General features: G+C 69.3%; 19 protein-coding genes. 9 read left to right on the top strand and 10 right to left on the bottom strand.

Annotated features, from left to right (window positions below; genetic code table 11):
- Positions 1–32 precede the first annotated feature (32 nt).
- The 3 genes from treZ to glgA all read right to left on the bottom strand — a co-directional run bounded on the left by treZ (position 33) and on the right by glgA (position 5648).
- The gene (gene treZ, locus ISN38_RS07290; protein WP_153476964.1) at positions 33–1769 is read right to left on the bottom strand and encodes a malto-oligosyltrehalose trehalohydrolase; all 1737 of its coding nucleotides are present in this window, start codon (positions 1767–1769) and stop codon (positions 33–35) included.
- Positions 1770–1830: 61 nt separating this feature from the next.
- On the bottom strand, positions 1831–4080 hold the full coding sequence (locus tag ISN38_RS07285) for a 1,4-alpha-glucan branching enzyme (protein WP_058361274.1): 2250 nt from the start codon (positions 4078–4080) through the stop codon (positions 1831–1833).
- Positions 4077–5648, bottom strand: a complete 1572-nt coding sequence (gene glgA, locus ISN38_RS07280) for a glycogen synthase GlgA (protein WP_058362472.1) — start codon at positions 5646–5648, stop codon at positions 4077–4079. Before glgA ends, ISN38_RS07285 begins: the two co-directional genes overlap by 4 nt.
- A 366-nt stretch (positions 5649–6014) precedes the next feature.
- Between glgA and ISN38_RS07275 the strand changes: the two genes are divergently transcribed.
- Positions 6015–6260: a hypothetical protein gene (locus ISN38_RS07275; RefSeq protein WP_038236598.1), complete on the top strand. Its 246-nt coding sequence runs from the start codon at positions 6015–6017 to the stop codon at positions 6258–6260.
- Between the two features lie 30 nt (positions 6261–6290).
- Here ISN38_RS07275 and ISN38_RS07270 read toward each other — a convergent pair whose 3' ends face one another.
- Positions 6291–6593, bottom strand: a complete 303-nt coding sequence (locus ISN38_RS07270; RefSeq protein WP_003465940.1) for a response regulator — start codon at positions 6591–6593, stop codon at positions 6291–6293.
- A 185-nt stretch (positions 6594–6778) separates the two neighbouring features.
- On the opposite strand from ISN38_RS07270, the gene ISN38_RS07265 reads away from it, so the two are divergent.
- The 5 genes from ISN38_RS07265 (at position 6779) to hemC (ending at position 13201) form a co-directional block, all read left to right on the top strand.
- On the top strand, positions 6779–8086 hold the full coding sequence (locus ISN38_RS07265) for a two-component system sensor histidine kinase NtrB (protein ID WP_206712126.1): 1308 nt from the start codon (positions 6779–6781) through the stop codon (positions 8084–8086).
- A 540-nt stretch (positions 8087–8626) separates the two neighbouring features.
- Positions 8627–10558 (top strand): glucans biosynthesis glucosyltransferase MdoH, encoded by a 1932-nt coding sequence (mdoH, locus tag ISN38_RS07260; protein WP_206712125.1) that lies wholly within the window; start codon positions 8627–8629, stop codon positions 10556–10558.
- Positions 10559–10601: 43 nt separating this feature from the next.
- The gene (locus ISN38_RS07255) at positions 10602–11267 is read left to right on the top strand and encodes an alpha/beta hydrolase (protein WP_206712124.1); all 666 of its coding nucleotides are present in this window, start codon (positions 10602–10604) and stop codon (positions 11265–11267) included.
- 128 nt (positions 11268–11395) lie between these two features.
- Positions 11396–12124 (top strand): LytR/AlgR family response regulator transcription factor, encoded by a 729-nt coding sequence (locus ISN38_RS07250; RefSeq protein ID WP_003465936.1) that lies wholly within the window; start codon positions 11396–11398, stop codon positions 12122–12124.
- A 153-nt stretch (positions 12125–12277) separates the two neighbouring features.
- Positions 12278–13201 (top strand): hydroxymethylbilane synthase, encoded by a 924-nt coding sequence (gene hemC, locus ISN38_RS07245; RefSeq protein ID WP_003465934.1) that lies wholly within the window; start codon positions 12278–12280, stop codon positions 13199–13201.
- 550 nt (positions 13202–13751) lie between these two features.
- On the opposite strand, the gene ISN38_RS07240 is transcribed toward hemC, so the two are convergent.
- A complete protein-coding gene (locus ISN38_RS07240) occupies positions 13752–14540 on the bottom strand; it encodes a DUF481 domain-containing protein (RefSeq protein WP_003465932.1) in 789 nt (262 codons plus the stop codon).
- Between the two features lie 196 nt (positions 14541–14736).
- On the opposite strand from ISN38_RS07240, the gene ISN38_RS07235 reads away from it, so the two are divergent.
- Positions 14737–15708: a helix-turn-helix transcriptional regulator gene (locus tag ISN38_RS07235; protein WP_003465930.1), complete on the top strand. Its 972-nt coding sequence runs from the start codon at positions 14737–14739 to the stop codon at positions 15706–15708.
- A gap of 99 nt (positions 15709–15807) precedes the next feature.
- Here ISN38_RS07235 and ISN38_RS07230 read toward each other — a convergent pair whose 3' ends face one another.
- Together ISN38_RS07230 and ISN38_RS07225 are read right to left on the bottom strand one after the other, a co-directional pair.
- Complete coding sequence (locus ISN38_RS07230; protein WP_277820317.1) at positions 15808–16110, bottom strand: winged helix-turn-helix transcriptional regulator; 303 nt, start codon at positions 16108–16110, stop codon at positions 15808–15810.
- A 226-nt stretch (positions 16111–16336) separates the two neighbouring features.
- On the bottom strand, positions 16337–16921 hold the full coding sequence (locus ISN38_RS07225; protein WP_003465914.1) for a lipocalin family protein: 585 nt from the start codon (positions 16919–16921) through the stop codon (positions 16337–16339).
- Positions 16922–17053: 132 nt separating this feature from the next.
- Between ISN38_RS07225 and ISN38_RS07220 the strand changes: the two genes are divergently transcribed.
- Complete coding sequence (locus ISN38_RS07220; RefSeq protein ID WP_206712123.1) at positions 17054–17359, top strand: hypothetical protein; 306 nt, start codon at positions 17054–17056, stop codon at positions 17357–17359.
- A gap of 70 nt (positions 17360–17429) precedes the next feature.
- Entirely contained in the window at positions 17430–19535 is a 2106-nt protein-coding gene (locus ISN38_RS07215) for a prolyl oligopeptidase family serine peptidase (RefSeq protein ID WP_058358918.1), read from the top strand.
- Between the two features lie 265 nt (positions 19536–19800).
- Here the strand turns inward: ISN38_RS07215 and ISN38_RS07210 are convergent, their stop codons facing one another.
- The 3 genes from ISN38_RS07210 to ISN38_RS07200 form a co-directional block, all read right to left on the bottom strand.
- Positions 19801–20661 carry an IS3 family transposase gene (locus tag ISN38_RS07210; RefSeq protein ID WP_060748765.1) on the bottom strand — a complete coding sequence of 287 codons (861 nt, stop codon included), beginning with the start codon at positions 20659–20661 and terminating at the stop codon, positions 19801–19803.
- Positions 20658–20951 (bottom strand): transposase, encoded by a 294-nt coding sequence (locus ISN38_RS07205; protein WP_038237253.1) that lies wholly within the window; start codon positions 20949–20951, stop codon positions 20658–20660. Before ISN38_RS07205 ends, ISN38_RS07210 begins: the two co-directional genes overlap by 4 nt.
- A gap of 281 nt (positions 20952–21232) precedes the next feature.
- The gene (locus ISN38_RS07200) at positions 21233–22447 is read right to left on the bottom strand and encodes a pyridoxal phosphate-dependent aminotransferase (RefSeq protein WP_003465899.1); all 1215 of its coding nucleotides are present in this window, start codon (positions 22445–22447) and stop codon (positions 21233–21235) included.
- Between the last annotated feature and the right edge of the window lie 193 nt (positions 22448–22640).

Here is a 22640-nt window from a genome sequence, read left to right as displayed (position 1 = left end):
CGCTGTCGCGATGGCGTCGCGACAGCCCGCGCTCACGTTGCGGAACCGGCTCGGTAGCGGGCGACGAAGGCGTTGGGCGGCAGCTGCGCCGGGTCGTCGCCGGCGTTTTCGGCATGCACCGTCGCGCCAGGCAGATCCAGCGCCACCGGCGTGTCGCCGAAGTTCGCGGCCACGTGCCATTCGCCGTTGCCCAGGGTCCAGCCGGCGGCCACCGCCTTCGGCCCCAGCGTGCGCGCGCCCACCGCGCGTGCCTGCGCCAACGCTGGCACCAGGTGCTGGCGGCGCAGCGCCAGCAGCGCCACGAACCAGTCGCGCCAGCGCGCGCCGTCGCCGTGGGTGGCATCGCCGATGTCGGCGATGGACGCCTCGAACGTGCTCAGCGCGTTCGGGTCGGGAATGGTGGCGCGCTGCTGCGGATCGGCGAACGCGGCGAAATGCGCGAACTCGCGGCGCCGGCCTTCGCGCACCGCCTCGTCCAGCGGCGGCGCGAAATCGGTGAAGAACAGGAACGGGGTGCGGCTGCCCCACGGCTCGCCCATGAAGAACAGCGGGATCATCGGGGTCAGCGCGGTCAGCGCCAGCGCCGCGCGCAGCGCCGGCTCGGACACCTGGGTGATCAGCCGGTCGCCGCGTGCGCGGTTGCCGATCTGGTCGTGGTTCTGCGCGAAGATCACGAACTTGTGCGGCGGCAGCTGCGCGCTCGGCTCGCCGCGCGCATGCCCGCGATAGTCGGCCTGGCCCTGGTAGGCGAAGCCTTCGCCCAGCACCCGCGCCAGGTGCTGCGCCGGCGCATCGGCGAAACCGGCGTAGTAGCCCTCGTTCTCGCCGGTCAACAGCACGTGCAGGCTGTTGTGGAAATCGTCGTCCCACTGCGCGCTGTAACCGCGCTCCAGCACGCCGGCCTGGTTGGCTTCGTTCTCCAGTACCAGGTGCACGTAGCGCCCGGCCGGCACGCTGGCGGTGATCGCCTCGCGCAGCGTGTCCAGGAACGCGTTCGGCACGATCGCGTGCACCGCGTCCAGGCGCAGGCCGTCGAAGCGGTATTCGTGCAGCCACATCAGCGCGTTTTCGATGAAGTAGCGTTGCACCGGCGCAAGCCGGAAGTCGATCGCCGCGCCCCACGGGGTTGGCGCGTCCTGGCGGAAGAACGCCGAGGCGTACTGGCCGATGTAATTGCCGTCCGGGCCGAAGTGGTTGTAGACCACGTCCAGGAACACGCTCAGGCCCAGGCCGTGGGCTTCGTCGATCAGCGCCTTGAGTTCGTCCGGATGGCCGTAGGCCGCGGCCGGCGCGTACGGCAGCACGCCGTCGTAGCCCCAGTTGTGGCGGCCGGGGAAGGCGGCCAGCGGCATCAGCTCGATCGCGGTGACGCCCAGCGCCGCCAGTGTCCGCAGCTGCGCGCGCAGCCCGGCGTAGCCGCCGCACGCGCCCACGTGCAGTTCGTAGAACACCGTGTCCGCCCACGGCCGGCCGCGCCAGGCGTCGTGCTGCCAGCGGTAGCCGTCGCTGGCCAGCACCGCGCTGGCGCCATGCACGCCGTCGGGCTGCCAGCGCGAAGCGGGATCGGGCACCGGTTCGCCGCCGTCGATCGCGTAGCGGTAGCGGGTGCCGGCGGCGCAGGCGATGGTCGCGGCGAAATAGCCGTCCGCCGCCGCGGCCAGCGGTTGCCGGCGGCCGTCGTCGAACACCAGTTCCACGCGCTGCGCATCCGGCGCCCACAGCGCGAAAGCGACTTCGCCGTTGGCGGTGGGCCAGGCGCCCTGGCGCAGCGCTGCGGGCGACGCGGTTGCCGCGCCGTCGGTCGGGATTGTGCTTGTTGCGATGTTCACGTCAATACTCCGCTTGCAACCAGAGGGTGGACAGCGGCGGCAGGGTCAGCGCCAGCGATTGCGCGTGTCCGTGCATCGCTTGCGCGGCGGTGCGCAAGACACCGCCGTTGCCCTGGTTGGAACCGCCGTAATGGCCGCTGTCGGTGTTGAGCAGTTCGCGCCACTGCCCGCCGCGCGGCACGCCGAGGCGGTAGCCATGGTGCACGGCCGGGGTGAAGTTGCTCACCGCCAGCAGCGGCGGCGCGCCGCCGGCGCGGTCGTGGCGCACGAAGGCGAACACGCTGTTGTGCTGGTCGTCGGCCACGCTCCATTCGAAGCCGTCCGCGGCGCGGTCGCTGCGGTATAGCGCCGGCTGGGCGCGCAGCTGGCGGTTGAGGTCGCCGACCAACCGCGCCACGCCGCGGTGCTCGGCGCGCTGCGCCTGCACCCAGTCCAGCGCGCGGTCGTGGTCCCATTCCTGCCATTGCCCGAATTCGCCGCCCATGAACAGCAGCTTGCGTCCCGGGTGCGCCCACATGAAGGCCAGGTAGGCGCGCAGATTGGCGAAGCGCTGCCAGCTGTCGCCGGGCATCTGCGCCAGCAGCGAGCCCTTGCCGTGCACCACTTCGTCGTGCGACAGCGGCAGCACGAAGTGCTCGGAGAACGCATACATCAGGCCGAAGCTCATCTCGCTGTGGTGGTGCTGGCGATGGCTGGGGTCGCGCCGCATGTAGCTCAGCGTGTCATGCGTCCAGCCCATGTTCCACTTGTGGCTGAAGCCCAGCCCGCCCTGCTCCAGCGGTGCGGTCACGCCCGGCCAGGCGGTGGATTCCTCGGCCATCACCCGCACCCCGGGGAAGCGCTGCGCGATCTCGGCATTGAGCCGGCGCAGGAACGCGATCGCCTCCAGGTTCTCGCGCCCACCCTGGGCATTGGGTACCCATTCGCCCTCGTTGCGGCCGTAGTCGCGGTACAGCATCGCCGCCACCGCATCCACGCGCAGCCCATCGACGTGGAAGCGCTCGATCCATTCCAGCGCGCTGCCGATCAGGTAGGCGACCACTTCGGCGCGGCCGTAGTTGTAGATCAGCGTGTTCCACTCGCGATGCACGCCTTCGCGCGGGTCGGCGTGCTCGTACAGCGCGGTGCCGTCGAAGCGCTGCAGGCCATGCGCGTCGTCGGGGAAATGCGCGCCGACCCAGTCCAGGATCACCCCGATCCCGGCCTGATGGCAGGCATCGACGAAGCGCGCGAAACCGTCCGCGTCGCCATGCCGCGCGGTCGGCGCGTACAGGCCCAGCGGCTGGTAGCCCCAGGAGCCGCCGAACGGATATTCGGCGATCGGCAGCAGTTCGAGATGGGTGAAGCCCATCTCGCGCACGTACGGGATCAGGTGCGCGGCCAGCGCATCCCACTGCAGCGGCTGGCCGTGCGCGTCGTGGCGCCAGGAGCCGGCATGCACTTCGTAGATGCTCATCGGCTGCGCGGCGCCGGCGCGCGCTTCGCGCTGCGCCAGCCAGGCCGTGTCGTGCCAGACGAAGTCGCTGGCACCGGGCACCACCGAGGCGGTGTCGGGCGCGCACGTGCTGTGGCGGGCGACCGGATCGGCCTTGCGCGGCAGCGGCGTGCCGTCGGCATCGAGGATCTCGTACTGGTAGTGCTCGCCGCCGCGCAGCCCGGGCAAGAACAGTTCCCAGACGCCGGCCTGGCGATGCAGGCGCAGCGGATGGCGGCGGCCGTCCCAGCCGTTGAAATCGCCGACCAGCGCGACCCGCCGCGCATGCGGCGCCCACACCGCGAAGCGCACCCCATCGACCGTGCCGACGCGGCTGTGGTGCGCGCCCAGCGCGGTGCGCAGCGCGGCGCCGTCGCCTTCGGCCATGCCCTGCAGCCAGGCCTCGTCCAGCACCGGGCCGAATGCGTAGGGATCGTCGATTTCCTGCACGGCGTCCGGCCACACGATGCGCAGCCGGTAGTCCATCGCGGTCTTCAGTTCGCCTTCGAACAGGCCCTCGGCCTCCGGGTGCGCGCGCATCCGCGCCACCAGTTTGCCGGTGCCGTCGAGCAGGCCCAGCGCGTCGGCGCCCGGCACCAGCGCGCGGACCCGGAGCATGCCGTCGGCGGCGGCGTGCGGACCCAGCCAGGCGAACGCGTCCACGGCGTCGCCGCGGGCCAGTGCCTGCAGTGCGAGGCGTTCGCGCTCGTCGTTCGCCGCTTCCAGCGGCGCGTCCCACACCGGGATCGCGTCCGGCGCCCGTTCCCGTTCGCTCATGCCACCGCCGGCGACAGCGGGGCAGTGCGGTCGTACAGGGCCATGTACTTGCGCCCGGCCAGGTCCCAGCCGCTGGGCCGCAGCATTGCCGCGCGGCGCATCGCCTGCAGCAGGCCGGGCAGGCGGAAGGTGCGGAACACCCGCTGCAGGCAGCGGCGCAGGCCATCGGCGGACGGCTCTTCGAACAGGAAGCCGGTGACGCCGTCGTCCACGGTATCGATCAGGCCGCCGGTGGCGTGCGCGATCGGCAGGCTGCCGAAGCGCTGCGCGTACATCTGGCTCAGCCCGCACGGTTCGAAGCGCGAGGGCATCAGCAGGAAATCCGAGCCGGCGAACATGCGCCGCGCCAGCCGCTCCTCGAAGCCGATGTGGGCGCCGACATGGCCGGGGAAGCGCCGCGCCAGCGCCGCCACCGCCTGCTCGATCTGGGGCTCGCCGCCGCCGATCAGCACGATCTGGCCGCCGGCGGCGACGATCTGCGGCGCCACTTCGCAGACCATGTCCAGGCCTTTCTGGTGCACCAGCCGCGACACCACCGCGAACAGCGGGCCGTCGCTGTCGATCAGGCCGAACGCGCGGCGCACCTGGGCGGCGTTGTCGCGCTTGCCCTGGACCTGGTCGATGCCGAAATGGGTGTGCAGGTGATCGTCGGTACGCGGGTCCCAGCTGGGGTCGATACCGTTGACGATGCCGCTGAGGCGGCCGCTGGCGGCATGCCGGGCCAGCAGCGTATCCAGGCCGCAGCCCTGCGCCGGTCCGGTGATCTGCGCGGCGTAGCTGACGCTGACCGTGTTGATGTGGTCGGCGTGGACGATGCCGGCGCGCAGGAACGACATCTGCCCGTAGAACTCCAGGTCCTGCAGGCCGGTGTCGGGCATGCCCAGCGCGCTGGCCATCGCGTACGGGAACAGGCCCTGGTAGGCCAGGTTGTGGATGGTCAGCAGGCATGGCGTGCGCCCGCCGGACCAGCGCACGTAAGCGGCGGCCAGCGCGCACGGCCAGTCGTTGAGGTGCAGCAGGTCAGGAGTCCAGTCCAGCCCGGCGCGGCTGCCGGCGATCTGCGCGGCGGCGTGCGACAGCGTGGCGAAGCGCAGCGCGTTGTCTTCCCAGTCGCAGCCTTCGCTGGTCACGTACGGCGAACCCTGGCGCTCGAACAGCTGCGGGCACAGCAGCACGTACACGCACAGGCCGTCGGGGCGGTCTGCGCGGCCCAGCGTGCAGGCCGGCAGGCCGGCGTGGGCAGCGATCTGGCCGACGATCTCCAGCGGCCCGGTCTTGCGCAGCACCGCCGGGTAACCGGGGATCAGCACGCGGATGTCGCAGCTGCCGCGCAGCGCGCGTGGCAATGCCGCGGCCACGTCGCCCAGGCCGCCGGCCTTGATGAAATCTGCCATCTCCGAGGTCACGAACAGGCTGGCGCGGCGCGGCGCCAGCTGCAGCTTGACGGTGACTTCGGCAGGGCGGATGAAGCGTCCTCGCGCATCGCGGTGGCGCCGCCGCGGGGCGCGCAGGACCGGATGGGTATCGCGTTGTCTATCGGGCAGATCGGCGAGCGTTGGGGGCGACATGGCGGTTCCGTCGGGGAGGGGGGGACGGGGCACGGGACACACGGCAAAGCGACTGCTGCCGCGCGTCCATGCGCGGCGCGCGACGCGAGAGCCAAAAACCGGAGACGAAACAGAGGGGACTGAACGGCCGGGTCAACGCCTGTCAAGTAATGTACGAACGGAACGATAAAAGCAACGTGAAGTGGCGCGTTGTCTACATTGCGCCCTCGGGGTTATCGCATAGTGATTTCGCCGCATTCCAAGTGGCGAGACGCGATCGCACCGATGAACCGTTTAGCTTCATTTCCGATGTCGCCGTCGCCTGCCACGGTCGGCGTGAATCCGCGGGTTGTGTTGTCTTCATCGGGCCTGTGCTGCAATGCCGGCATGGACACATCGCCACAACGGATGCGACGCGAGCTGGACGGCTTCGTGCTGGACGCGGTGCTCGCCGCGGCGCCGGACGGGGTGCTGGTGCCGCAGATCCGGATCTCGGACGGCGATGGCGCCGTGCTCAGCCGGCACGCCTTCGACGGCGTGTACTTCGGCGATGTCCGCGCAGGCGAGCACTTCGTCGCCGAGCGTCTGGCGGCGATCCGTTCGGCGCAGTATGGAAAATTGGTGTTCGGCTGAGTTGGTGGCGGTGTGTGCCGGCAGCGTGCGCTAATGCGCCGGCTGCAGCCGTTGCAGCGCCGCCAGCAGGCCGGCATGGCTGTAGGGTTTGGACAGGAAGCCGGTATGCGCCGGCAGCGTCGCGGTGTCGGGGTTCTTCATGCCAGAGGTGAGCAAGGCGGGGATCGTGACCAGGCGGCGGCGCAGTTCGCGGACCATGGTCATGCCGTCGCAACCGGGCATCTGCACGTCGCTGAAGATCAGGTCCACGTCGTGATGCCGCTCCAGCAGCGCGAGTGCCTCGTTCGCAGTGCCGGCGGACAGCACCCGATAGCCATCGCCATCCAGCATCATCGCCGCCAATTCCCGAATCGTTTGATCGTCCTCCACCAACAGGATCGTAGTGAGGGCACAAGTAGTGATGGCACAAGTCCCGCGCATAGTGCGATGCCACCTCGTCTTCAATGCCTGCAGCTTCACGATTCGCCGGTGAAGCGCTGGTGACGCTGCAGTGATACCGATATGCTGAACCACCCATCATGAGACGCAGCTTGCCCCCCCACGTTCGCTATCGCCAGATCGTCGAACTCTCGCACGACTGCATCAAGGAGATCGGCCGCGACGGTGTTGTGCGTTCGATCAACACCCGCGGCCTGAGCCTGCTCGGCGCGACCGAGCCCAGGCATGTCGTCGGCCGCGCGTGGCTGGAGCTGTGGCCGGAGGAGATGCGGCAGATCGTGGAAACGGCGTTCGCCGCCGCCTTGCGCAACGAGCAATACGAATTCTGGGCGCAGCGCGAGACCTTCGACGGCCGCCCGCGCTGGTGGCAGGTGCAGGCCAGTCCGCTGACCAACGCCAACGCCGAAGTGGAACGCGTGCTGGTGATCAGCCGCGACGTCACCCAGCATCGCCAGATCGAGGAGGCCCTGCGCACCTTGGGCGATCTGCCGCAGGCCGGCGTCGGCGCCGCGGTACAGGTCGTCAGCGAGAACCTGGGGCAGCGGTTGCAGGCCGAGCACATCGAGCTGCGCGGGCAGCTGGATATCGCCCTGGCCGCGCAGCGCGTCGCCGAGCGGGCCATGACCCAGGCGCAGAAGGGCGAGGCGATCGGGCAGATGCTGGCCGGCATCGTCCACGATTTCAACAACATGCTGCAGACCGCGATGACCTCGGTGAGTATGGTGGCCGAACATCCGCAGCGGCTGCAGCCGGACCAGCGCAAGCTGCTCGGCATCGCCGGCGACGCCTTGCAGCACGGCGCGCGGATGACCCGGCGCCTGCTCGGCTTCGCCCGCGCCCACCCGGTCAAGCCGCAGTGGCTGGACCTGTGCGAGGTGGTCGCGCAGATACAGCCGCTGCTGGCGCAGGCCCTGGGCGGGGACATGAACCTGCAGCTGGCGACCGCGGCCGGCGGCGCCACCACCTATGCCGACCGCAGTTCGGTGGAGCAGGCGGTATTGAACCTGGCCTTGAACGCGCGCGACGCGTGCCAGCCCGGCGACGTGGTGTCGATCCGCTGCGGTAGCCTGCAGGTGCCGCCAAAGCAGGCCGCGGCGATGCGCCAGCCGGGCCGCTACGTGACCCTGGCGGTCAGCGATCATGGTGAGGGCATGTCCGAGGACACCAAGTCGCGGCTGTTCGAGGCCTATTTCACCACCAAGCCCGAAGGCAAGGGCACCGGCCTGGGCCTGGCCCAGGTCTACGGCCTGGTGCGCCAGGCCGGCGGCTTCGTTGATGTGGATTCCGAGCTGGGGTGCGGCACCACCATCACCCTGGCATTCCCGTACGTCGCCGAAGCGCCGCCGGGCGAGGCCGGCGACAGCGCCGCGCTGCCGGCGCCGGCCTGAGCCGCGCAGCAGCGTGCCGCGCGCTGCAACGGCGCCGATCCCCGGGTCGCTGCGCCATGCGCCATGCGCCTTGCCAGCGCGCCGCGTGCGCCACTGCATGCCAGCATTCTGGTCACTGCAACAGTGGCGCGGCGTCGGCGTGGCAACCGATCGGATCGGGGCTGCGCGCTGTCTTCGCTTGCGATCGCGCGGCAGCGCATGGCGCCTTGCCGCTGATGTAACGCCACAGCTGCATGCGCTGGTCGCTGCCTGCAGCGCCAGTGCCTGCAGCGATTGGCGTGCGCACGCCGCTGCATTGGCGGATGGCTGAACGGACCTGCCTGCGCCCAGGGCGGCGCATGCTTGGCCGTCTTCGCGAAAGCTTACTATTCGAGGTTTACAGTGGCGGCGGTATTTTGCCCGCCCGACAGGAGAGAACGTGGGTACCAGTGGCAATCACAGCAAGACAGCGCCGGTAGTGGCGCCAGGGTTCGTCGCGCCGCGCGCGTCCGCGCATGCATCGCCGCGTGGCGACGCCGTCCGACGAGGCTGGCGGAAGGCATGAGCATGGTGGCCCCCACATCGCCCCTGCCCGATGCCCCTGTCCTCGATGCCGGCCATGCGGTGCTGCCGCCGGAGGCGCCGTTGCCGATGCCGGTGCAATCGCTGCGCCAGGGCAAACTGCGCAACAAGCGCCTGCCCACCACGCCGCCCGGCATGTTCTGGCGGCGGCTGTACGTGTTCGGCAGCACTGCGCTGATGACCGCCTACGCCAGTGTGCTGATCGGCAAGGTGTTGCTGATCGGCGGGGTCAGCGTGCTCGAAGGCTGCCTGATGGCCTTGTTCATCCCCCTGTTCGCGTGGATCGCGTTCTCGTTCGTCAGCGCGCTGGCCGGATTCGTGACCCTGGTGTTCGGCGGCGGTCGCAAGCTCGGCATCGACCCGGACGCGCCGCTGCCGAGCGTGCGCAGCCGCACCGCGTTGCTGATGCCCACCTACAACGAGGATCCGCACCGGCTGATGGCCGGATTGCAGGCGATCTATGAATCGGTCGAGGCCACCGGGCAGATCGCGCACTTCGACTTCTTCATCCTCAGCGACACCACCCGCGCCGCGGTCGGCGCCGAGGAAGAGCAGGTCTACGCCGACCTGGTCGAACGCACCGGCGGCCAGGGCCGCATCTACTACCGGCGCCGCGCCGACAACGCCGAGCGCAAGGCCGGCAACATCGCCGGCTGGGTGCGCCGGTTCGGCGGCGCCTATCCGCAGATGCTGATCCTGGACGCCGACAGCCTGATGACCGGCGACACCATCGTGCGCCTGGTTGCCGGGATGGAGGCCAATCCCGATGTCGGCCTGATCCAGACCCTGCCGGAAGTGGTCAACGGCAACAGTGTGTTCGCGCGCATGCAGCAGTTCGGCGGCCGCGTCTACGGCCCGGTGATCGCCTACGGCGTGGCCTGGTGGCACGGCGCGGAGAGCAACTATTGGGGCCACAACGCGGTGATCCGCACCCAGGCCTTCGCCGAACAAGCCGGCCTGCCGGCGCTGCCGGGGCGCAAGCCGTTCGGCGGCCATGTGCTCAGCCACGATTTCGTCGAGGCCGCGCTGATGCGCCGCGGCGGCTGGGCCACGCACATGGTGCCGTACCTGCAGGGCAGCTACGAGGAAGGCCCGCCGACGCTGACCGACCTGCTGGTGCGCGACCGCCGCTGGTGCCAGGGCAACCTGCAGCACTCCAAGGTGGTCTTCGCGCGCGGCCTGCACTGGATCAGCCGCATGCACATGATGATCGGCATCGGCCATTACTTCACCGCGCCGATGTGGGGCTTGCTGATGCTGATCGGCATCGCGATCCCGCTGCAGAGCGACGGCTTCGACCTGGTCGCCAAGGTGGTGTCCCCGTTCTCGCCGGCGCGCTACTGGCACCAGCAGGATTCGACCCGGGTGTTCTGGGTGTTCGCGGTCACCATGTTCGTGCTGCTGGCGCCGAAGGTGCTGGGTTACTTCGCGATGCTGCTCAAGCCGCAGGAGCGGCGCGGCTGCGGCGGTGCGCTGCGCGCGCTGCTGAGCATGCTGCTGGAAACCGTGCTGGCGGCGCTGATGGCGCCGGTGGTGATGTACGTGCAGTCGCGCGGCGTGGCCGAAGTGCTGGCCGGCAAGGACTCGGGCTGGGACGCGCAGCAGCGCGACGATGGCCGCCTGTCGTGGCTGGTGTTGGCGCGCAGCTACGGCGGACTCAGCGCGTTCGGCTTGTTGATGGGAGGCATGGCCTACGTCGTATCGCCGTCGCTGGCGACGTGGATGGCGCCGGTGGTGATCGGCATGGCGCTGGCGATTCCGGTGGTGGCGCTGAGTTCCTCGCGTGCGGCCGGGCTGTGGCTGCGCCAGCTGCGGATCCTGTCCATCCCCGAAGAGCAGCAGCCGCCGGCCGTGCTGCTGCGCGCGGGCGAATTGCGCCGCGCCGCCGCCGCGCGCCGCGTCACCGGCTGACGCGGCAGGCATAATGCGCCCCATCTCGATGGGGACTGCGCGCATGCTGGAAACTGTGGAACACGAAACCGCCGCTTCGCCGGCGTGGACCGTGCTGTGGTTGCACGGACTCGGTGCCGACGGCCACGATTTCGCACCGCTGGTGCCGGAGTTGCTGCGGCCGGACTGGCCGGCCTTGCGCTTCGTGTTTCCGCATGCGCCTGTGCGCGCGGTGACGATCAACAACGGCGTGCGCATGCGCGCCTGGTACGACATCGTCAGCCCGGATTTCTCCAACCGCGCCGACAGCGCCGGCGTCGCCGCCTCGGTCGCCCAGGTCGAGGCATTGATCGCGCGCGAACATGTGCGCGGCGTGCCAGCCGAGCACCTGCTGCTGGCCGGGTTCTCGCAGGGCGGGGCGATCACGCTGGCGACGGGGCTGCGCCGCGAACGGCCGTTGGCCGGCTTGATCGCCCTGTCCACCTACCTGCCGGAGGTGGCCGACGTGGCCCGCTGGCATGCGCCGGCGGCGCTGTCGCAGCCGCTGTTCATGGCCCATGGGCAGGGCGATCCGGTGATCCCGCACGCCTATGCCGAGCAGACCGCGCAGGCGCTGCAGGCGCTGGGCATGCCGCTGCAGTGGCAGCGCTATCCAATGGCGCACCAGGTCTGCGCCGAGGAGATCGCCGATCTGCGCGACTGGATGAGCGCGCGCTTCGCCGCCGGCTGAGCCGCGGCGAAGCGCATCGCCGGGTGGGCGCGCCCCGCGGCGACAGCCAGTGCGGCGCGGATGACGGCCCGCCGGCAGCGGGGCTACTATGCGGCGAGACCGCGCTCCAGCCCACTGAGGTGACGTACGTGAAGGTGGTGATCGCCGACGACGAACCCCTGGCGCGCGAGCGACTGCGTGCGCTGCTGGCCGAACACCCCGGCGTCGAGGTGCTGGCCGAGGCCGGCAATGGCCTGGAGGCGCTGCGCGCCTGCGCCGATCTGCACCCGGATCTGGTGTTGCTGGACATCGCCATGCCTGGCATCGATGGCCTGGAGACGGCGCGCCACCTGGCCAGTTTCGAGCCGCGTCCGGCGGTGGTGTTCTGCACCGCCTACGACGCGCACGCGCTGTCCGCGTTCGAGGCCGCGGCGATCGACTACCTGATGAAACCGGTACGCGCCGAGCGGCTGGCGGCGGCGCTGGAGCGCGCGCGCACCTTCATGGCCGGGCGCAGCAGCGCCGCGGCGCTCCCGTCGCAGCAACGCCGCAGCCACCTGTGCGCGCGCCTGCGCGGCAGCCTGCGGCTGATCCCGGTCGACGACATCCACTATCTGCAGGCCGAGGAAAAATACGTGGTGGTGCACCATGCGCGCGGCGAGGACCTGATCGAGGAGTCGCTCAAGTCGCTGGAAGAGGAATTCGCCGAACGCTTCGTGCGCATCCACCGCAACTGCCTGGTCGCGCGCCACGAACTGGTCGAACTGCGACGCCTCGGCGAAGGCCAGGTGCATGCGGTCCTGCGCCACGCCAAGCAGCCGCTGGAAGTGAGCCGGCGCTGCGTGGCGCAGCTGCGGCAGGAGATCCGCCATCGTTGAAGGCCGCGATTGGGGACGCGGGATGGGGAGCCGTCCGGCGTTGCGATTTGCGTTGACCGGGCGTGCCGCCTGTGCCAGGGCGGCGCTTGTCAGCAAGCGTGGTCGGCCTCTGCGCCAGCGGCCGGTGATGGCACTTTCCGCGATAATGGACGGATGAAGATCCTGCGCATCGCTACCCGCAAGAGTCCGCTCGCCCTGTGGCAGAGCGAACACGTCGCCGCCCGCCTGCGCCAGGCGCATCCGCAGCTGGACGTGGTGCTGGTGCCGATGAGCACCCGCGGCGACGAGGTGCTGGACCGCTCGCTGGCGGCGATCGGCGGCAAGGGCCTGTTCCTGAAGGAGCTGGAGCTGGCGATGCTGCGCGGTGAGGCCGATTGCGCGGTGCATTCGCTGAAGGACGTGCCGATGGAACTGGACCCGCCGTTCGTGCTGCCGGCGATCCTGCTCCGCGCCGACCCGGCCGATGCGCTGGTCTCCAATCTCTATGCGTCGCTGGAGGCGCTGCCGCTGGGCGCACGCGTGGGCACCTCGTCGCTGCGCCGGCAGGCGCAACTGCGCGCGCGGCGCCCGGACCTGCAACTGCTGGACCTGCGCGGCAACGTCAACACGCGCCTGGCCAAGCTCGACAACGGCGGCTACGACGGCATCGTGCTGGCCTGCGCCGGCCTGCAGCGGCTGGGCCTGGAAGCGCGCATCACCCAACGCCTGCAGGCGCCGGAGTGGTTGCCGGCGCCGGCGCAGGGCGCCATCGCGGTGGAGTGCCGCGGCGACGACGCGGCCGCGCGGGGGCTGTTCGCCGCGCTCGACGACGCGTCCACCCGCCGCTGCGTGGAGGCCGAGCGGGCGATGAACCGTGCGCTGCACGGCAGCTGCCACGTGCCGGTGGCTGCATTCGCGCAATGGCAGGGCGAAGACCTGCTGCTGCAGGGCATGGTCGGCGGCGTCGCCGACGGCCGCTTGGTGCGCGCCGATGCGCAGCGTCCGGCACATGATCCGGAGGCGCTGGGCCAAGCCGTGGCCGAGGCGCTGCTTGGCGCCGGTGCGCGCGAGCTACTGGATCTGCACCTGCCGGCTTGAGCGGATCCGAACCCGCGTGTGCCCGATCCCGGCGCAGCGGAGATCTACACGCCGTGAACCCTGTAGGAGCGGCTTCAGCCGCGACAGATTGCCAAGGCCACTGCAATCACCGGCCTTTTCTTGGCCCATCTGTCACGATCGCTTCCGAAGCCCGGCAACTGGACGACTCCGCGCGTCGCGACTGAAGCCGCTCCTACAGGAAGCAAGCGGCCGACTCGCCGGGTGCACTGTAGGAGCGGCTTCAGCCGCGACAGGTTGCCAAGGCCACTGCAATCCCCAGCCTTTTCTTGGTCCATCTGTCACGATCGCTTCCGAAGCCCGGCAACTGGACGACTCCGCGCGTCGCGGCTGAAGTCGCTCCCACAAGGGACTTGCGGCGAGCCGGCTGGATGCACTGTGGGAGGGACTTCAGTCCCGACTGCGTCCGACGCCGGATAGCAGGATGGCTTCGTTCGTCGCGGCTGAAGCCGCCCTACAAAAGCCGTGGTCGGCTGCAATGCCGCGTCGCACGCGCGGGATGGTCCGCGCATGCAGTTCCCGATTCCCAGACCTACTTGAACTTGTAGACCACATTCATCGTCGTCAGCGTATCGGTCTTCTTCTTGTCATCGCTGACATCGCTGTTGTGACGCGCCTGCCAGCCGGCCTTCAGCGCCAGCCGCGAGTTCATGCTGACCGAGATGCCCAGGTCGTCCTGCGCGAAGGTGTTGTACGAACCGGACTCCACCAGCAGGGTATTGACCAGCTCGGTGTTGGTGGTCAGGCCGTACTTGAAGTCGACCAGGCCGCGGCCGATCAGGCCGGTCTCGGTGCGGTCCTCGTCCACGTCGTGGGCGCGGCGCACGCCGGGACCGATCTGGACATCGATGCTTTTGCGGTCGCCGTCCATGATCCGCGTGCCGTAGCCGATGCCGATTGTGGCCAGCCGGTCGTAGGTGGCGAAATCGTCGCGCTCGTAGCGCAGCGAGGCGGTCAGCTGGCGGTGTTCGCCCAACTGCAGCGCGCTGCCGGCGCTGCCGGTATAGCGGTTGGAGGTGGTCTGGCGCACGCGCTCGGTGCTGCCGTCGTCGTTGGTATTGGTGTACTCGGCGCTGGCGCGCAGCGCGAACAGGTCGATGCTGTGGATCCAGTCGCCGTCCAGGTACTGGCCCTTGAGCCGGCCGTTGAAGCTTTCGTTGGAGCTGTTGCCGCGCGAAGAGGCGAAGCCCAGCTCGCCGGAGCCGCTCCACGGTGAACTGCCCGGTTCCGCCGGCGGGGCGGGCACGTCGGCGGCGCAGGCCGCGGAGGTGTACAGCAGCAGCAAGGTGATCGCGGATAGTGCGGTGGCGCGGCGGGGCATGGCTTTACTCTCCGGTTGAGGACGCAGCCTTCGGCTAACGAAATGGAAACGATTTCATCATACCGGATCCACATGACCTCCTGGCCGCTGCCAAGCCCCGGCTTCATCGCCGGTTCGGGCGCGCCGCCGCGCTAGCAGCGCACGCACGCCCGGCCGTGGCGCGTTTTCCGCCGCGGACTCAGACATAATCGGCGCCATGGACCGCTACGAACGCATCAATGCTCTGCACCGGCTGCTCAAGTCCGCCCGCTACCCGGTGACGGTGGCGCGCCTGCAGGACGAATTGAGCTGCTCCCGCGCCACCGTCTACCGCGACCTGGCGTTCCTGCGCGATGCGCTGATGGCCCCGGTCGAGGGCGACGGCGAGGCCGGGTTCCGCTACGAGTCCGGCGAGAGCGACCGTTTCGAACTGCCCGGGCTGTGGCTCAGTTCCGAGGAACTGCACGCGCTGCTGGCCTCGCAGCAATTGCTGGCGCGGACCGGCGGCGGGGTGCTGTCCTCGGTGCTGGCGCCGCTGCAGCAGCGCATCGAGAGCCTGCTGGCGGCGCAGGCCGGGGCCACCCACTGGCCGGTGGAGCGGGTGCGGGTGATCCCGCACCGCGGCCGCAAGCTCGACGAGGCCAGTTTCCGCACCGTCGCCTCGGCGGTGCTGGAGCGCAAGCGACTGTCGTTCGACTACCGCGCACGCTCCACCGACGAATCGACCAAGCGCACGGTGTCGCCGCAGCGCATCACCCACTACCGCGACAACTGGTACCTGGACGCCTGGGACCACGGTCGCGATGCGGTGCGCAGCTTCGCGGTGGACCGCATCAACCATGCGCGGCTGCTCGACCAGGTGGCGCAGGACGTGGCCGACGAGGAGCTGGACTCGCAGCTGGCGGCCAGCTACGGCATCTTCTCCGGCGCGCCCAAGGGCTGGGCGACGATCGTGTTCAGCCCCAAGGCGGCGCGCTGGGTCGCCGACGAGCACTGGCATTCCAAGCAGCAGGGGCGCTTCCTGGCCGACGGCCGCTACGAGCTGAAGGTGCCGTACAGCGTCTCGCGCGAGCTGCTGATGGACGTGCTGCATTACGGTTCGGATGCGGAGATCGTCGAGCCGCGTTCGCTGCGCGAACAGGCCAAGGCGCTGCTGTCGCTGGCGTTGAGCAATTACAGCGACGACTGAGGCGTTGGGATCGGGCGTGATGCCGCCGTTGTAGGAGCGGCTTCAGCCGCGACAGGCGGTATCGGCTATAGGCAATGCCTGTCTCGGCTGAAGCCGCTCCTACAGGGCATCCGGCGGTGCGCTGCCGTTGCTCAGGATGGCGCCGATATTGGTCTCGATCCAGTCCACCAGCGCCTGCACATGCAGCGCCGCGTCCTCGCCCAGCGGGGTCAGCGCGTATTCCACGTGCGGCGGCACCACCGGGTAGGCGGTGCGCTGCACCAGGCCGTCGGCTTCCAGCGCCTGCAGGCTCTGCGACAGCATCTTCTCGCTGACCCCTTCCAGCGTGCGGCGTAGGTCGCCGAAGCGGTGCGTGCCCTTGCGCAGGGCCACCAGTACCAGCACGCCCCAGCGGCTGGTCACGTGGCTGAGGACGGCGCGCGCAGGACAATGCTGCGCGAACACCTGGCCGCGGGTGGGGTCTGCGGCGGCAGCGGGCGGCGAAGCGCAGAGGAGGTCGGAGGGAACGCTGGCCACGCGGTGCACCTGTCTGGGGAACGGACCGGCCCGATCATACGGGGGCCGGCTGGCGCTGCGCTGAGCGGCAGGTGATCGGTACTGCAACCTGTTCGGGAAGCGACGACACGCCTCAGGGCTTGCTCGGCACTTCGAAACCGAGCTTGCCGACCTGGGCGCGGTGCTGCGCCACGCGCTTGAGTTTGTCTACATTGATCCCGTAGTCGCGGTCCAGCTTGTCGACCAGTTCGCGGTACTGCTTGTGATCCATGTCCGGCGTGCGCGCGAACACCCAGGCCAGGTCGCGGCCGGGATAGTCGATCAGCGCCCAGGAATAGTCCGGCGCGACCTCCAGGATGCGGTACTTGGTCGGCACCACGGCGAAGAACCAGGTGGTCCAGCGGCGGTTGCCGGTGCCGTCCTTGACCGTGGCGCGCGAGGTGACTTCCTTGAGCGGCTCGTTGAAGCCTTCGCGGTACTGGTAGCGCACACCAATCTTGCCGTCTTCCTTGAGCGTGTACTCGTCGCTGCTGGCGACATGGCCGCGTTCGGCGAAATAAGGCACGTGCGCGATCACGTACCAGCGGCCCATGAAGCGCTGTAGGTCGATCGGTGGCTGCTGCGAGGGTTCTTGCTCCGGGGACTTCGCGCGTGCCGCCGGCAGGGGGACGGCCATGCCGAGCAGCAGCACGGAGGCGAACAGGGAAAACAGGCGCATAGGGCAGGAATCCGGGGCTTGAAGAAATACGCTACCCAGTATCGGGCGAAAGTCATGTCAATAGTGGGTCGCAGCCGTTGAGATGGCCGCGCGGCAGGCTGCGCGCCTCAGCCCTGCTCCGGAGTCGCCGCCATGCCGATCGCCCGTTCCTCCCGCCGCGCCCACGCGCCGCAACCCGCTCTGCGCCGCGTGGTGCGGCAGGCGCTGCTCGCCGGCCTGGCCCTGGTCCTGGTGTGGCCGGCCGCGCGCGGCTCCAGCGAATGGCTGGGCTGGCGGCCGTTGTGGCTGCTGGGTATGCCGCTGAGCGCATGGTGGGCGCTGCACCGCTTTCCGCTGCCGCTGCGGCCGTTGCGCCGGATCCTGGCGCGGGGACGGCCACGGGTGCAGGCGCGGCGCCGACGGCGCGCGCCGGCGTGGCGATTCACCCGCGCGGCCTGACCTTCGGCAGGGGAGGGCCGCGGCTCTGCATGCTACGGTTCCGGGCTGTTTCTCCCCCCGGACCCGACCCATGCCCTCTCTTGCCCATGCCTGCCTGCTCGCCGGACTGATCGTCTCCGGCACCGCCGCGGCGAAGGAAACCGCGATGCCCAAAGACCCCTACGCCTGGCTCGAAAACCTCACCGGCACCAAGCCGCTGGACTGGGTCAAGGCGCAGAACGCCAAGACCGAGGCGCGGCTGAGCGCGCGACCGGGCTTCCAGGCGCGCGAAGCCGGCATCCGCGAAGTGCTGGACTCGGACGCGAAGATTCCGACGGTGCAGAAGATCGGCCCGTACTACTACAACCTGTGGAAGGACCGCACGCACGAGCGCGGCCTGTGGCGGCGCACCACCCTGGACGAATACCGCAAGCCCGAGCCGAAGTGGGAGACGGTGCTGGACCTGGACGCGCTGAACAATGCCGAGGGCGAGAACTGGGTGTGGCACGGCGCCGACTGCCTGCGCCCGGACTACCGCCGCTGTCTGATTACGCTGTCGCGCGGCGGCGCCGACGCCGACGTCACCCGCGAGTTCGACCTGGGTTCCAAGCAATGGGTGAAGGACGGCTTCTTCCGTCCCGAGGCCAAGGGCGGCCTGAGCTGGATCGATGCAGATAGCGTCTACCTCTACACCGATTTCGGCGCCGGTTCGATGACCAGTTCGGGCTATCCGCGCGTGGTCAAGCAGTGGAAGCGCGGCACCCCGCTGCAGAGCGCGCGCCTGGTCTACGAAGGCAAGCCGGAAGACATGTACATCTCCGCGAGGCACGACGACACGCCCGGCTTCGAGCGCGATTTCGTCAGCCGCACGCTGGCGTTCTACAACGACGAGCTGTACCTGCGGGGCGCCGATGGCCGCTTGCGCAAGATCGACGCGCCCAACTCGGCCAGCAAGCGCGTGCACCGCGAATGGCTGACCCTGCAGCTGCGCGAGCCGTGGACCGTGGGCGGCACCACCTATCCCGCCGGCGCGCTGCTGGCCGCCAAGTTCGACGACTTCATGGCCGGCAAGCGTGCGTTCCGGGTGCTGTTCGCGCCGACCGACAGCACTTCGCTGGAGGAATTCGCGTGGACCAAGTCGAAGCTGGTGCTGAACGTGCTGGACAACGTCAAGAGCCGGCTGTGGGTGCTGACCCCGGGCGAAGGCGAGTGGGCGCGCACGCCGTTCCCGGTCGGCGACCTGGCGTTCGGCAGCACCAGCGTGGATGCGGTCGATGCCGACGAGAACGACCAGGTCTGGCTGACCTCCACCGACTTCCTGACCCCGACCACGCTGATGCTGGCCGACGTGCAGCGCGGCCCGCAGAGCATCGAGACGCTGAAGGCGATGCCGAGCTTCTTCGATGCGTCCAAGGACGCGATCGAGCAGCACTTCGCCGTATCCAAGGACGGCACCAAGGTGCCGTACTTCCTGGTGCGGCCGAAGCAACTCAAGCTGGACGGCAGCCATCCGACCCTGCTGTCCGCCTACGGCGGCTTCGAGATCTCGGTGACTCCTTTCTACTCCGGCGGCCTCGGCCGCGGCTGGCTCGACCAGGGCGGCGTGTACGCCCTGGCCAATATCCGCGGCGGCGGCGAGTACGGCCCGCGCTGGCACCAGGCGGCGCTGAAGCAGAACCGGCACAAGGCCTACGAGGACATGGCCGCGGTGGCGCAGGACCTGGCCGCGCGCAAGATCACCTCGGCCAGGCACCTGGGCGTGCAGGGCGGCAGCAACGGCGGGCTGATGGCCGGCAACATGCTGGTGCAGTACCCGCAACTGTTCGGTGCAGTGGTGGTGCAGGCTCCGCTGCTGGACATGAAGCGCTACAGCCACCTGCTGGCCGGCGCCTCGTGGATGGACGAGTTCGGCAACCCTGATACCGACGACTGGACCTACATCCGGACCTTCTCCCCGTACCACCTGTTCGACCCGAAGAAGGCCTACCCGCCGGTGATCTTCATGACCTCCACCCGCGACGACCGGGTGCACCCGGGCCATGCGCGCAAGATGGCGGCGAAGATGATCGACGCCGGCAAGGACGTGACCTACTACGAGAACACCGAAGGCGGCCACGGCGGCGCGGCCAACAACGCGCAGGCCGCGCACGCACAGGCGCTGGAGTACGGGTTCCTGTGGGAGCGGTTGAAGGATTGAAGGCTCGGTAGCGGATGGCTGCAGCGATGCAGCCGCCCCGCTGCGGGCGTTTGCAGTTCTGGCAAGGCGAGGCAACTCCAGGGCCGGAGCAACGGCAACGGCTTTCGCGCCCTTGGCGCGAGTTACTTTTGTCTTGGCAAAAGTAACCAAAACCGCTGTTGCCGACGCGAGCCGATGCGATAAAGCCGCATCGGTTCCCTGCGCTCCTCGGCGCAAGCGGCATTTTGAACCTGCCCCCTGAGAACGGACGCCAAGAAGCAGGGGGTTAAGCGGCTTGCTTCAGTGTCTTGGCATAGTCGTTGGGGGACAGGTATCCAAGCGCCGAGTGCAAGCGCGTGGGATTGTAGAAGCCATGGATGTAGCTGGCGATGGCGGCGTGGGCAGCGGCCCGGGTCTCGTAGACGCCGGTGGCCTCTTCGTTCTTGAGCGTGGCGAAGAAGCTCTCGGCGACGGCGTTGTCCCAGCAGTTGCCCTTGCGGCTCATGCTCGGCACGAAGCCGTGCGCGGCCAGCGTCTTGCCGAAGTCGCCGCTTGCGTACTGGCTGCCGCGGTCGGAGTGGAACAGCACGCCGGCACCGACCGGCGAGGCCGACCAGGCATTGAGGAACGCTTGCCGTACCAGATCGTCGGGCATCCGCTCGGACAGGCTGTAGCCGAGCACCTGCCGAGTCCGCAGATCGAGCACGGTGGCCAGATACAACCAGCCCTCGCGGGTCGGGACGTAGGTGATGTCACCGGCCCAGGCCGGCACCGTGCTGTCCACAGCGAACTGACGATCCAGACGGTTTTCGGCCACCGGCCGGCCATGCCGACTGTCCGTCGTGCGCGGCGTGAAGCGCCCCTTGGTCTTGCCACGCAGCCCCTCCTCCCGCATCAGCCGGGCCACGCGCTTGTGGCCCACGGCGTGCGCGCATGCGCGCAGCGCACGGACCATGCGCGGGCGCCCGTAGGTGCCACGGCTGCCGGCGTGGAGCGTGCGCAGGTCGGCGCGCAGAGCCGCCTCCGGGTCCGGGCGATCGCGGCGGTGCAGGTACCCATGGAAGCCGGAGACCGACACCGCCAGCACGCGGCACAACATCCGGATCGGATAGTGAGTCCGTTCACGCGCGACGAAGGCGTACCTCACTTGGACTCCCTGGCGAAGAACGCCGTCGCTTTTTTTAGGATTTCGCGCTCCATTTTGAGCGTGGCGTTCTCGGCCCGTAGCTGAGCCAGCTCGCTCTCCATCTCACTCACCGGCTTGCGGCTGGGAGAACTGCACGGGCGGCCGGCACGCGCAGCGTCCACCCAATTGCCCAACGTCTTGACCGACATGTCCAACTGACGGGCCGCCTTGGCGCGACCAACCGACTCTGCCAAGGCGGTCGCCTGGGCCTTGAAATCGTCCGTGTAGCGACGACGGGTAATGCGTTGCATGGAAACCTCCAGGTTGCGGTGAAAGTATCGCTTCCTGGTGTCCGTTTCAGTGGGACAGGTTCATTTATCCCCTTTTCGGGACGGCGCCCAAACGCGCTTCGCTCAAACAAGGGCGCCTCTTCGGCCGCTTGCGCCTGCGGTGCTCGGCTCGCTTTAAGGCGAAGACAATCAAAAGCCACAGGCACAGCCATGAGGGCGTTGTCTACGCGATGTGGCCGCTGGCGATCTTGGACTTGGTTTCGGTCTGCAAGATCATTGCGATCGACAGTGCCTGAAGGCGCTTACGGTTCAGCGTGGCGATCCCAACGCGCCAGCCCGCGCGCGATCCGCGCCACCGCTTCCTGCAACCGCGGCAGGCTCTGCGTATAGGCGATGCGCACATGCTGGCGCGCGCGGTGCTGGCCGAAGTCCACGCCCGGGGTGAACGCCACGTGCTCGGTTTCCAGGAAATGCGCGCAGAACGCCTGCGCGTCGTCGGTGAAGGCGCTCACGTCGGCGTACAGGTAGAACGCGCCCTGCGGTTCGACGTCGATGCGCAAGCCGAGCGCGCGCAGCGCCGGCAGCAGGTAATCGCGGCGCTGGCCGAATTCGGCGCGGCGCGCTTCCAGGATTTGCAGGGTGTCCGGCAGGAAACAGGCTAGCGCCGCATGCTGGGCGATGCTGGAGGCGCTGATGTATAGGTTCTGCGCCAGCTTCTCCAGCGACGGCACTGCCGCGCGTGGTGCCACCAGCCAGCCCAGGCGCCAGCCGGTCATGCCGAAGTATTTGGAGAAGCTGTTGAGCACGTAGGCGCTGTCGTCGACCTCAAGCACGCTGGGCGCGTCGATGCCGTAGCTGAGGCCGTGGTAGATCTCGTCGACCACCAGGTGGCCGCCATGCGCTTGCAGCGCCCGCGCCAGCGCGGCCAGTTCGGTGCGGTCCAGCAGGGTGCCGGTCGGGTTCGCCGGCGAGGCGACCAGCGCGCCGACGCTGTCGGCGTTCCAGTGCGCGTCGAGCAAGGCCGGGGTCAGCTGGTAGCGGCTGTCCGGGCCGACCGGCACCAGCTGCGCGGCGCCTTCGACCAGGCGCAGGAAATGCCGGTTGCACGGATAGCCGGGGTCGGCCAGCAGCCAGCGCTTGCCCGGATCCACCAGCAGCGCGCTGGCCAGCAGCAGCGCGCCGGAGCCGCCGGGGGTGATCATGATCCGCGCCGGGTCCAGATCCACGTCGTAGCGCTGCCGGTAGAACCCGGCCAGCGCCTCGCGCAGCGCCGGCAGCCCGCGTGCGGCGGTGTAGCGGGTGTGGCCGGCGGCGAGCGCGGCCTGGCCGGCGGCGACGATCGGCGCGGCGGTGGTGAAGTCCGGCTCGCCGATCTCCAGGTGGATCACATCGTGGCCGGCATGTTCCAGTTCGTTGGCGCGGGCCAGCAGCGCCATCACGTGGAACGGTTCGATGTCGCGGCTGCGCTGGCTGTAGGCATGCGGCGCGGTATGGGATTCGGTGCGAGACGGACTCATGGACCGATCATAGGGCAGCACGCCTCACAAATCGTTGCGCGCGCTTGCCAGGATACGGCGTTGCGCGGAGACTCGGCCGGCATCGTGCGGCGCCGCGCCGCATGCCTGCCGCCTCCCAGCCCGGGCGGCGCCTCCCCCCCCCGTTGCGTTACCGCCGCCGGAGCCCCATTAGATGCACCAACGTCCCTTGCTA

Source organism: Xanthomonas translucens pv. undulosa, from assembly GCF_017301775.1.
GTDB classification, from domain to species: Bacteria; Pseudomonadota; Gammaproteobacteria; order Xanthomonadales; family Xanthomonadaceae; genus Xanthomonas_A; species Xanthomonas_A translucens.
This window is presented reverse-complemented; position numbering and strand designations above follow the sequence as displayed.

Excerpts from the sequence above, each read along its gene's own strand:
- ISN38_RS07285 (WP_058361274.1), bottom strand. The coding sequence starts at position 4,080 with ATGAGCGAACGGGAACGGGCGCCGGACGCGATCCCGGTGTGGGACGCG.
- glgA (WP_058362472.1), bottom strand. The coding sequence starts at position 5,648 with ATGTCGCCCCCAACGCTCGCCGATCTGCCCGATAGACAACGCGATACC.
- ISN38_RS07275 (WP_038236598.1), top strand. The coding sequence starts at position 6,015 with ATGGACACATCGCCACAACGGATGCGACGCGAGCTGGACGGCTTCGTG.
- ISN38_RS07270 (WP_003465940.1), bottom strand. The coding sequence starts at position 6,593 with ATGATGCTGGATGGCGATGGCTATCGGGTGCTGTCCGCCGGCACTGCG.
- ISN38_RS07265 (WP_206712126.1), top strand. The coding sequence starts at position 6,779 with ATGAGACGCAGCTTGCCCCCCCACGTTCGCTATCGCCAGATCGTCGAA.
- mdoH (WP_206712125.1), top strand. The coding sequence starts at position 8,627 with ATGAGCATGGTGGCCCCCACATCGCCCCTGCCCGATGCCCCTGTCCTC.
- ISN38_RS07255 (WP_206712124.1), top strand. The coding sequence starts at position 10,602 with ATGCTGGAAACTGTGGAACACGAAACCGCCGCTTCGCCGGCGTGGACC.
- hemC (WP_003465934.1), top strand. The coding sequence starts at position 12,278 with ATGAAGATCCTGCGCATCGCTACCCGCAAGAGTCCGCTCGCCCTGTGG.
- ISN38_RS07240 (WP_003465932.1), bottom strand. The coding sequence starts at position 14,540 with ATGCCCCGCCGCGCCACCGCACTATCCGCGATCACCTTGCTGCTGCTG.
- ISN38_RS07235 (WP_003465930.1), top strand. The coding sequence starts at position 14,737 with ATGGACCGCTACGAACGCATCAATGCTCTGCACCGGCTGCTCAAGTCC.
- ISN38_RS07225 (WP_003465914.1), bottom strand. The coding sequence starts at position 16,921 with ATGCGCCTGTTTTCCCTGTTCGCCTCCGTGCTGCTGCTCGGCATGGCC.
- ISN38_RS07220 (WP_206712123.1), top strand. The coding sequence starts at position 17,054 with ATGCCGATCGCCCGTTCCTCCCGCCGCGCCCACGCGCCGCAACCCGCT.
- ISN38_RS07215 (WP_058358918.1), top strand. The coding sequence starts at position 17,430 with ATGCCCTCTCTTGCCCATGCCTGCCTGCTCGCCGGACTGATCGTCTCC.
- ISN38_RS07205 (WP_038237253.1), bottom strand. The coding sequence starts at position 20,951 with ATGCAACGCATTACCCGTCGTCGCTACACGGACGATTTCAAGGCCCAG.
- ISN38_RS07200 (WP_003465899.1), bottom strand. The coding sequence starts at position 22,447 with ATGAGTCCGTCTCGCACCGAATCCCATACCGCGCCGCATGCCTACAGC.